This window comes from Candidatus Schekmanbacteria bacterium (genome assembly GCA_003695725.1).
In the GTDB taxonomy this organism is placed as follows: domain Bacteria; phylum Schekmanbacteria; class GWA2-38-11; order GWA2-38-11; family J061; genus J061.
Window position 1 is genome coordinate 1 of record RFHX01000132.1, and the last position, 10,078, is coordinate 10,078.

Annotated in this window: 9 protein-coding genes; 6 read left to right on the plus strand and 3 right to left on the minus strand. The window is 36.5% G+C overall.

Annotation, left to right across the window (positions count from 1 at the left end):
• Positions 1-17: 17 nt before the first annotated feature.
• On the plus strand, positions 18-1,094 hold the full coding sequence (locus D6734_05370; GenBank protein RMF95519.1) for a response regulator: 1,077 nt from the start codon (positions 18-20) through the stop codon (positions 1,092-1,094).
• Between the two features lie 103 nt (positions 1,095-1,197).
• On the opposite strand, the gene D6734_05375 is transcribed toward D6734_05370, so the two are convergent.
• Together D6734_05375 and D6734_05380 are read right to left on the minus strand one after the other, a co-directional pair.
• A complete protein-coding gene (locus D6734_05375; protein RMF95520.1) occupies positions 1,198-2,064 on the minus strand; it encodes a 5,10-methylenetetrahydrofolate reductase in 867 nt (288 codons plus the stop codon).
• An 11-nt stretch (positions 2,065-2,075) separates the two neighbouring features.
• Positions 2,076-2,744: a hypothetical protein gene (locus D6734_05380; protein ID RMF95521.1), complete on the minus strand. Its 669-nt coding sequence runs from the start codon at positions 2,742-2,744 to the stop codon at positions 2,076-2,078.
• A 342-nt stretch (positions 2,745-3,086) separates the two neighbouring features.
• Between D6734_05380 and D6734_05385 the strand changes: the two genes are divergently transcribed.
• Both D6734_05385 and thrC read left to right on the plus strand, forming a co-directional pair.
• Positions 3,087-4,193 carry a deoxyhypusine synthase gene (locus D6734_05385; protein ID RMF95522.1) on the plus strand — a complete coding sequence of 369 codons (1,107 nt, stop codon included), beginning with the start codon at positions 3,087-3,089 and terminating at the stop codon, positions 4,191-4,193.
• A gap of 3 nt (positions 4,194-4,196) precedes the next feature.
• The gene (gene thrC, locus D6734_05390) at positions 4,197-5,552 is read left to right on the plus strand and encodes a threonine synthase (GenBank protein ID RMF95523.1); all 1,356 of its coding nucleotides are present in this window, start codon (positions 4,197-4,199) and stop codon (positions 5,550-5,552) included.
• A gap of 15 nt (positions 5,553-5,567) precedes the next feature.
• On the opposite strand, the gene D6734_05395 is transcribed toward thrC, so the two are convergent.
• Positions 5,568-6,665: a histidinol-phosphate transaminase gene (locus tag D6734_05395; GenBank protein RMF95524.1), complete on the minus strand. Its 1,098-nt coding sequence runs from the start codon at positions 6,663-6,665 to the stop codon at positions 5,568-5,570.
• 120 nt (positions 6,666-6,785) lie between these two features.
• Between D6734_05395 and lnt the strand changes: the two genes are divergently transcribed.
• The 3 genes from lnt to D6734_05410 form a co-directional block, all read left to right on the plus strand.
• Positions 6,786-8,351 (plus strand): apolipoprotein N-acyltransferase, encoded by a 1,566-nt coding sequence (gene lnt, locus D6734_05400; protein RMF95525.1) that lies wholly within the window; start codon positions 6,786-6,788, stop codon positions 8,349-8,351.
• A 76-nt stretch (positions 8,352-8,427) separates the two neighbouring features.
• The gene (locus D6734_05405; GenBank protein RMF95526.1) at positions 8,428-9,837 is read left to right on the plus strand and encodes a Do family serine endopeptidase; all 1,410 of its coding nucleotides are present in this window, start codon (positions 8,428-8,430) and stop codon (positions 9,835-9,837) included.
• The coding region (locus tag D6734_05410; protein RMF95527.1) for a hypothetical protein at positions 9,834-10,078 on the plus strand (245 nt) is incomplete at its 3' end. The genes D6734_05405 and D6734_05410, both read left to right, overlap by 4 nt.

Consider the following 10,078-nt stretch of genomic DNA (forward strand, 5'->3'; position numbering starts at 1 on the left):
CTTTAATGTGGTGTAGAATGAAAGGTAACCTACCTGCAAAGATAGTCGTAGTCGATGATGAAAAGATTGTTAGGGACTCAATATCTTTAATCCTCAACAGTGAAGAATATCAAGTTATGACCTTTTCTTCTGCTCATGAAGCTATTGATGAAATCAAAAAAAATAATGTTTCATTAGTGTTGACAGATGTTAAGATGCCCGGTTTGTCGGGGCTTCAGTTTTTAGAGAAAATAAAGAATATGAATAGGGATATTCCAGTCATATTAATGACAGGATTCCCTGAGATGAATATGGCGATTCAGGCAATAAAAGCAGGCGCCTTCGATTTTTTGGCAAAGCCTTTTCGGCATGATTATTTAAAGGCGTCAGTCCAGAGGGCAGTGGAATATTATCGTTTGGTAAAATTTGAGAAGGAATATAAAAGATCACTTGAAAGAGCAGTTGCTGAAAAAACAAAGGAACTTGAAAAAACAATGGAAAATTTAAAAACAGTAAGCAGAGAGTTGATACAGCGATTAGGTATTGCTGCTGAATATAGAGATCAGGAAACAGGAAATCATATTTCAAGAATGAGTCTATATACTCGATGTCTTGCTAAGGAAATGAAGCTTTCAGCTGATTTCATCGAAAATATTGCAGTAGCAAGCAAGATGCATGATATTGGAAAAGTTGGGATACCTGATGCCATACTTCTCAAAAAAGGTCCGCTTACGAAGGAAGAATTTGAGATTATGAAAACCCATACAATAATAGGTGAAGATATCTTGGGACATTCAACAAATGAGATAATGAATATGGCGTCCTCGATTGCTCTCAATCATCATGAAAAATGGGATGGTTCCGGATATCCTCGGGGAATAAGCGGCACAAATATTCCTATTGAGGGACGAATTGTGATGATCTGCGACCAATATGATGCATTGAGAAGCGAACGGCCGTACAAAAAATCTCTTTCCCACACCGAGACGATGAAAATATTAGTGCAGGGAGACGGAAGAACAGATTCTGAAAAGCATTTTGATCCGGCAGTTCTTAAAGCATTCAAAAATGTGGCAGATGAATTTGAGGAAATTTATAGGTCTAATAGTGATTGATTCGTAAAATTCCTTGCCTAATCTTTTAAAAAATCTTTGTTTTTTTGTGCGAAGATACTTCTTTGTGAGTTTCTAAAAGGATTAACTTTTTGGAGTTTTGAATTTAGAGAGAGGATTTTTGTATAATTTCAGGAATTAAATCTTCCCATCCAAGCCCCATTATATGAATTCCCTGACATTTGTCTTTGACTTCATCGATAATCGAAACGGCAATATCTACTGCTTCTTTTCTCTTATCTTCAGCTTTTTCCATTCTTTTGATTATTTCTTCAGGCACTTTTATTCCTGCTATTTGACGATTCATAAAATTAGCCATCTTTTCAGATTTCAATATAAGTATGCCTGCCATAACAGGTATATTGAAATCTTTGACTGAATTCATAATTGAATTAAAGGATTCAACATCAAATATTGCCTGCGTTTGGAAGAATTTTGCACCTGCTTTTATCTTCTTTTCGATTTTTATGAGTTCAAGTTCAGGATTGTCAGCCGATGGGGTAAAAACAGCACCGCAACAAAGGGAAAAATTACCTTCGAGTTTATTTCCTGCCATATCTTCTCCATTGTTGAGCCTCTCGATTGCCTGAAGGAGTTGGACTGAATCGAGGTCAAAGACAGCTTTTGCATCAGGATGGTCTCCTAAATAAGGATGGTCCCCCGTAATGACAAGCACATTTTCTATCCCAAGAATTGCTGCATTCAAAAGGTCTGACTGCAATGCAATTCTGTTTCTGTCCCTGCAGGAAATCTGCAATATGGGTTCAAGATTTTTTTCTTTCAAGATGGAACATCCTATTAAAGACCCAGCCCTCATAACAGCGCTTTGCTGGTCGGTTACATTGAAAAACTGGACACTCTCTTTTAATGAATCAGCTTTTTCCAAAAAAATTTTCGTATCCGTTCCTTTTGGAGGTTCCAGCTCTACTGTTTTGACAAAAGTATTTTTTTCAAATAGTTCGGTAAGTTTCATAGTCTTCAAAATTATAACATTGCATCTTCTCTTATTATTTTTCGTGGTATGCCGTTATCTTTTGTCCTTCTTTCTCTTGGTTTTTGTATTTCTCTAATTTGGTCTAACTTATTCAACTCTTTGAGCCGTTTGTAAATCAACTGCCATACGCAGTCAATCTCTTGGTTTACTTCGCACTTTTCATTTTTGCTTCCGCCGCAGGGGCCGTTAAGCAAACTTTTCGAGCATCTTGAAATAGGACATAAACCGCCTGTTATACCTAAAAGACAATCTCCGCAGGAGCGACAGGTTTCTTTCCAGATGCCATGTTCGGCAGGTGCACCAATGAAGGTGGTATTTAATCCCGGATAAGTTATTATTTCAGGATAGTTTTCGGTGAGCGTTTGAGCGCCAATGCCGCAAGCTAATGAAACAATTGCATCTGAATCAGATATAAAGGGTTTTATTTCTTCAATAAATTCTTTTTCGCACTGCCTTTCTACAGTTATTTCTATGACTTCAAGCTCTTTCCCCTCGAGCTTTCTTGCTAATTTAAGTGCTCCTGCAATGACTTTTACCTGTTTTTCACCGCCTGCAAGGCATACTGCAACACAAGTCCCGCAACCTGCAATAATTATTCGGTTGCAATCTTTTATCATTGCAAGAATTTCTTTTATGGGTTTTCTTTCACCAATAATCATTACAATATTCCTAATTGATTAAAGTAACGAATTGTTTTTCAAAATAAGAAAATTGACTGCCCACTTCTAAAAAAAGAATTTTTATTTGTCAATGCAATTGTCATATCCGAAGTTTCCCTTGACTTGACCTGATTTTCTGATAAATAACAAACCGTCTGCTGTGCCTTGATATTAGCTTATTCCGTACATTAAATAATGCTTACAGATTTTCATAATTCCTGTCAAATAATAAACAGGATAAGTTAATGGATTTTTAAAAGGCACTTTTTATTTTTTGGTTCCAAAATTTTTTGAGTAGCAAAGTTTTCTGCTGATTTAGATAATGCTTGAAAGGAGGGAGAAATGTCAGAAAAAAATCGTTTTTTAAGCGGGGAAGAAATCAATCCTGAGCCAATAAATACTGATATTTCAGTCATAGAATTAGTAGATAAACATTTCAATGCATACAATGGGGCGCGGCTCCAAGAGATTTGTAAACTTTTAGCAAACAAGATTCTTAAGGAAGGTGTAACAGTAGGTATGAGTCTTTCAGGCGCCCTTACGCCTGCTGGATTGGGGAGATCTTGTATAATACCAATGATAGAAGCTGGCTTTATTGATTGGATTGCTTCCACAGGAGCTAATCTTTATCATGATGCCCATCATGCTTTGGGCTTGATGCTTCATAAGGGAAGTCCCTTTGTAGATGATGTTGAGCTTAAAAAAAATAAAGTTGTCCGAATTTATGATATATTAATGGATTATGATGTCCTACTTTCGACAGATAAGTTTTTGACAAAAATATTTAATGAGGATGAATTTCAAAGAGAAATGGGAACAGCAGAACTTCATTATCTGATAGGGAAGTATCTCAGAGAGAGGGAAAAATTATGCAATATGCCTCCATCATCTATTCTTTCCACTGCATATGAATATGAAGTGCCTGTTTATACCCCGTCACCAGCAGACAGCTCAATTGGGTTAGCCATTGCAGAAGAATATTTGGATAAAGTAAAATTAAAACTAAATGTTTGGGATGATATCAATGAAACTGCTGCAATAGTATTAGATATCAAAAGAAACAATGGGAAATCGGCTGCAGTAATCATTGGTGGAGGAGCTCCTAAAAATTTTATTCTCCAAACAGAGCCGCAAATTCAGCAGTTTTTAGGCCTTGAGGAACAGGGACACGATTATTTTGTTCAAATAACTGATGCACGCGCAGATACAGGAGGACTTTCAGGCGCTACACCTTCTGAGGCAGTTTCTTGGGGGAAAATAGATAGTGATATGCTTCCTAATGCAGTTGTATCATACATTGATTTTTCTGTTGCATTGCCTATCATTACTTCATATGTTATGTCAAAAGCAGAAAAAAGGAAACATAAAAGACTTTATAATAAACGCTCTGACTTTGTGAAGAGACTTCAGAGTGAATTTTTAGAGAAGAGAAGAAGAAAAGAGGTGTAGAAGGTGAGCGAATATAAAGCATGGTTTCAGTGTATCAATGGATGTCCGGGCAAATATAACCTCGATGAAATTATTTACAGTTGCCCTGAATGTGGCGACCTTCTCAAAGTCGTACACGATATAAGTATTCTCAAAAAGAAGAGGACTGCATGGCAGTGGATGAAGCTCTTTGATGAACGTTACAGGAGGACGGAATGGCCCTACGGTAGTGGTGTTTGGGGCAAAAAGGAATTGGTTTGTCCTGTCGTGGATAATGACAATATAGTTTCAATGTATGAAGGCGGTAGCAATCTTTTTTGGGCAGAGAGATTGGGTGATGCATTAGGCCTTGAAGACCTCTGGGTAAAGCAGTGTGGAAACAGCCATACAGGCTCCTTCAAGGACCTTGGAATGACCGTCCTTGTGTCTATGGTAAAGCAGATGATTTCAGATGGAAAGGATATAATTGCAGTTGCCTGTGCTTCGACAGGCGATACATCGGCTGCTCTTTCTGCCTATTGCGCTGCTGCAGGAATTCAGGCAATTGTCTTTCTGCCTAAAAATAAAGTTTCCCTCGCCCAGTTAATTCAGCCCATTGCAAACGGCGCTTTGACATTGTCTCTCGATACTGATTTTGACGGCTGTATGCAGATTGTCAAGGAGATTACATCCAAGAATAATATTTACCTTGCAAACTCAATGAATTCACTTCGTATAGAGGGGCAAAAAACGGTCAGTATTGAGCTGACACAGCAGTTCGATTGGAAGGTCCCTGATTGGGTCATAATTCCGGGCGGCAATCTTGGCAATATAAGTGCAATTGGTAAGGGTTTTATGATAATGAAGGATCTTTATATGATTAAAAAACTTCCAAGGTTGGTATGTGCTCAATCTGAAAAGGCAAATCCTCTATACAGAAGCTATTTGAAGAACTTCAAAGAATTTAAACCGATAAAGGCAAAGAAGACTCTTGCAAGCGCTATACAAATCGGCAACCCTGTGAGTGTAAAAAAAGCGATACAGACACTTATTGACTTTAACGGGATTGTAGAGGAGGCAAGCGAACAGGAGCTTGCAGATGCAGCAGCAATGGGTGATAGAACAGGACTTTTTAATTGTCCTCATACAGGTGTTGCATTGGCTGCTCTCATAAAGTTGGTTAAGAAGGGGGTAATCAAAAAGAAGGATAAGGTAGTTGTCATTTCAACGGCACACGGTTTGAAATTTACAGATTTCAAACGGAAATACCATGAAGACAAACTAAAAAATATAACACCAAATTTTCAAAACATTCCTGTAGAAGTTGAAGCAAAATACGAAAAGGTAAGAAGCACTATTTTAAAGTACATTGAGAAGAAGCAGAAAAAATCAATTCTTTGATCTTTCTTAATTTCTTTATCCTGATGAATTTAATATTCTTTCGAGAGAAGAGATAAACCTCTTGTTATCCTTAGCCGTTCCGATAGTTACCCTGATCGATGTTGGAAAATCATATCCCTTCATAGGCCTTACGATGACAGCAAGTTTTAGGAGTTTTAAGAAAATTTCATCGCAATCTGCTTTACAGTCAATAAGAATAAAATTAGCTTCAGTTGGCACAAAGTCAAGGTTCAGCTTTTCAAGCTCTTTGTAAAGAAAATCTTTTCCTGCTTCATTTACTTCAATGCTTCGATTTATATGTTCTTCATCTGAAAGTGCTGCAAGCGCTGCTGTTTGGGCTGCTGAATTGACATTGAAAGGTTGTCTAATTCTGTTTAATATGTCTATTATCTCTTCGCTAGCAATAGCATATCCTATTCTCAATCCTGCAAGACCGTATATTTTTGAAAATGTTCGCAAAATGACCAAATTTTTCCTGCGTGAGAAATGTTCGATAGAATTAGGATATTCTTCATCGGATACATATTCGGCATAAGCTTCGTCTAAGACTATTATTACATCTTCCGGCACAGAAAAGAGAAATTCTTCAAACTCATCTTCTTTTACGATTGTTCCTGTCGGGTTATTGGGATTGGCTATAAATATTATTCTGGTATCATCCCTCACTGCATTCAACATTGCCTTTAAGTCATGGGTATGATTTCGTAGAGGTACTATTATTTTTTCACCGCCTGTTGCCTGTACGAGCATCTTATAGACCATAAATGCTTGGTCTGCCATTACAGCGCTTACACCGGGTTTTATAAAAGCTCGACAAAGAAATTCCAAAAGCTCATTTGAGCCGTTGCCTACAGCTATATTGTTTTCAGAAACTTTAAACTTTGCGGCAAGCTGTTGCTTTAGATAATATGAGTGACTGTCTGGATAGAAGGATGCTTTTTTGAGATATCCTTTTAGAGCGTTTAGCGCTTTTGGAGAAGGCCCTAAAGGGTTTTCATTGGATGCAAGTTTGACAGGGTCTTTTATCCCAAATTCCCTTTCGACTTCCTCTATTGGTTTTCCGGGATTATAAGGAGTTATACTTAGTATATAATCTGGGACAAATTTTTTCATGGATAGCTTTTTTTCATAACTTTTTTTTATTGTCAAATTTTTTTAGCTTTGTTGATATAGTAGGAAATTTAGGCAGCTAAATGGGATTGAAGAAGAAAATAAAAGGGCTTTACAGATAAAATGAATTTTATTTCATCGAAAAACATGATTACAAAAATATTTCTTTCATTGTTTAGCAGCCTTCTTTTTATTCTGAGTTTTCCTGATTTCAACCTTTCAATTTTTGCGTGGTTTTGCCTGATTCCTCTTTTCTTTTCAGTAAAGGGAGAAAAACCTTTATCTTCCTTTTATATTGCTTGGTTTTCGGCATTTGCCGCCTTTTCAGGAACGATATATTGGGTAACAAATTCGATGTATTATTATGGGGGTATTCCCTTGTATCTTTCCTTTTTCTTTCTTTTCCTTCTTTCTGCCTATTTGGCGCTTTATGTGGGATGCTTCTTTATGATTTACAGTATAGTTGAAAAAAAATTCAGCCAACAGGCGGCTTTGACAGTTTCTCCTTTTTTATGGGTAACATTGGAATATTTGCGGGGGCATTTACTTACAGGCTTTCCATGGGCGCTTCTTGGTTATTCTCAGTGGAGAATGTTGAAACTAATTCAATTTAGCGATATTACAGGCATCTATGGCATCTCTTTCTTGATTGTCCTTTTTAATGTTGCTCTTTTTTTTCTTCTATCCTCTCGTGAGATGAAATTGCATATCCTTAAGCGATTTTCCTTTTTATCAATTTCTATTCTTATACTTATTATTGTCCTTATTTATGGCAATGTAAGAATAGGGGAAGTCAAGAAGATTCTATCGAATAGAGATTCTTTCAGTATTGGTGTCGTGCAGGGCAATATAGAACAAGATTTAAAATGGGATGAGGAGAAGATTCTATCCAACTTGTATAAACATTTCTCTTTGACAGAGAGTTTGATATCCAATTGTAGTCCAGAAATGGTGTTGTGGTCAGAAACAGCGCTTCCCTTTTTCCCGGAGCGAAAGAAAGAATATACCGAGATGGTTGAAGATTTTGTCAAAAGGAAAAATATTATGCTCTTGAGCGGCGCTCTTGGTGTTGATGAATTTTCTGGTAATGAGAAAATTTACAACAGCGTTTTTTTATTTACTGCAAATAGAGGAATTGCAGGAAGATATGATAAGATTCATCTTGTCCCCTTTGGAGAATATATTCCTCTTGAAAATCTTTTGAGAATCACTGCCTTTGATAAAATTATTGGAACGATTGGAAGTTTCGATGAAGGTAGTGAGACAAAAGTGTTTGAATATAAAGATAAAAAGTTTTCAATTATTATCTGTTATGAAATTATATTTCCCGACCTTGTAAGAAGATTCGTAAAAGCAGGGGCACAATTTATTTTGAATGTGACGAATGATGCTTGGTTTGGAGAGACTTCAGCACCCCAACAGCATTTTTCCAATGGCGTATTCAGAGCTATAGAGAATAGAAGGTTTTTGATAAGGTCAGCAAATACCGGTATTTCAGGGGTTATTTCCCCAGTTGGCGAAATAATCAAGAAAACAGATATTTTTAAAGAAGATATTTTTTGTTACCCTATTTCTGAGATTAGAATAAAGACATTTTATTCAACATATGGAGATGTCTTTGCATTCTGTTGCATTATTTTTTCTCTCCTTTTTATGCTTTTTATCCTATTTCAGAGAGGAAAAAACTAATTGTTGATAATGAAATTTTCTTGAAGTATAGTCATATTGAATTTGATTTTTTTGAAAGGGTTTTAAAGTTTTGAAGATGAAACTATTTACTGCTAAATCAGGTATAGCAACGCTTTTTTTTTATCTACTTCTCTGTTTTGTGATTTGCTATACCCCTGCGCTGAGGGCAAATGAGAAGAAAGATGCCCTTTCATTTGTTGAGATTGCAAAGGAGGTAAAGCCATCAGTTGTAAGTATTTATACCTTTTCAGAAAGTATTTCAAAGGGTAGGGAAAAATATCATAGTGACAAAAACGGCAATTCCTTAAAAGATTTTTTTGATAAGTTTAGGAGGAAAAGGCCTCATAGCGATAAAAAAAATCTTGGTTCCGGTGTAATAATTGATAAGGATGGCTATATATTGACAAACAATCATATAGTAGAAGGCTCTTCCACTATCAATGTTTCTCTTGCAAGCGGAGAGGAGTATAAAGCTCGTATTGTTGGAAAAGATATAAAGACAGACATTGCACTGATAAAGATTGATGCAAACAGGAAGCTTCCTGCCGCAAAACTTGGCGATTCCGATTTATTACAAGTCGGCGAATGGGTAATGGCAATAGGGAATCCATACGGGCTCGAGGAAACTGTTACAGTGGGCATTGTAAGCGCCAAAGGAAGAGTTGTTGGTGCAGGACCATATGATAATTTTATCCAGACAGACTCTCCCATCAATCCTGGCAATAGCGGTGGTCCATTGGTTAACAAAAGGGGTGAAGTAGTAGGTATAAATACTCTCATTTTCAAGGGTGTGCAGAATCTTGGTTTTGCAATTCCAATTAATCTTGCAAGAGAGGTTTTCCAACAGCTCAAAGAACGTGGAAGAGTTGTGAGAGGATGGCTTGGCGTCTATATACAAAAAGTTTTGCCGGAGATGGTTGAATTTTTTAAGATTGATAAACCTGCAGGAGCGTTGGTTTCTGAAGTAACCCCCAATGGACCGGCGGATAAAGCCGGGATTAAGAGGGGTGATATTATCATTAATTTTGATGGTGTTGATATCAAAGACTCCAATGATTTACCTTTGATTGTTGCAAGAAGAAGAGTTGGTAAAAAAGTAAATGTTACAGTAATGCGCGATGGGAAAAAGATTGTATTCCCTGTAGTATTAGGAGAGTTGAAAGATGAGCTTTTGATAGAAGAATCATCTGAGCAGGAAAAAGGATTGAATATTTTTGGTATGCGAATTGAATATTTTACAGCAAAAGAAGCCAACAGAATGGATATTGGTGAGGAAGAAGGGTTATATGTCGTTGATGTGTATGATTCAAGTCAGGCAGAAGATAAAGGAATTAGAAGGGGTGACAGAATACTTGAAGTCAATAAGAGGCAGACTAATACAATTTCTGAATTTAAAAAAGCTCTGAAGAAAAATGAAAGAGGCATTGCTCTTGTACTTATCAAACGAGGCAGTAACACATTTTTTGTAACATTGGAGACAGAATGAGAAAAATTATCACGAATCTATTGATTTTCTTTTTTGCTTTGCTCTTAATCATCCCTGTTGAGGGGATAGCAAAAAAGAAACATATTCATAAAGATGTAAAGAAAATAAAGAATAAAAATCAGGTCAAAAGTAGAAAGGCACATAAACAAAACTTGCCTGCTAAAAAACACAAAACAAATTTAGGCAAGAAGCATAAGAAAATAAAAGGAAAAATCGAGGACATCGATCTAAAAAATGGGAA

Coding starts and splice junctions, on each gene's coding strand:
- D6734_05375 (RMF95520.1), bottom strand. CDS start 2,064: ATGAAACTTACCGAACTATTTGAAAAAAATACTTTTGTCAAAACAGTA.
- D6734_05405 (RMF95526.1), top strand. CDS start 8,428: ATGAAACTATTTACTGCTAAATCAGGTATAGCAACGCTTTTTTTTTAT.
- D6734_05385 (RMF95522.1), top strand. CDS start 3,087: ATGTCAGAAAAAAATCGTTTTTTAAGCGGGGAAGAAATCAATCCTGAG.
- lnt (RMF95525.1), top strand. CDS start 6,786: ATGAATTTTATTTCATCGAAAAACATGATTACAAAAATATTTCTTTCA.
- D6734_05380 (RMF95521.1), bottom strand. CDS start 2,744: ATGATTATTGGTGAAAGAAAACCCATAAAAGAAATTCTTGCAATGATA.
- D6734_05395 (RMF95524.1), bottom strand. CDS start 6,665: ATGAAAAAATTTGTCCCAGATTATATACTAAGTATAACTCCTTATAAT.
- D6734_05370 (RMF95519.1), top strand. CDS start 18: ATGAAAGGTAACCTACCTGCAAAGATAGTCGTAGTCGATGATGAAAAG.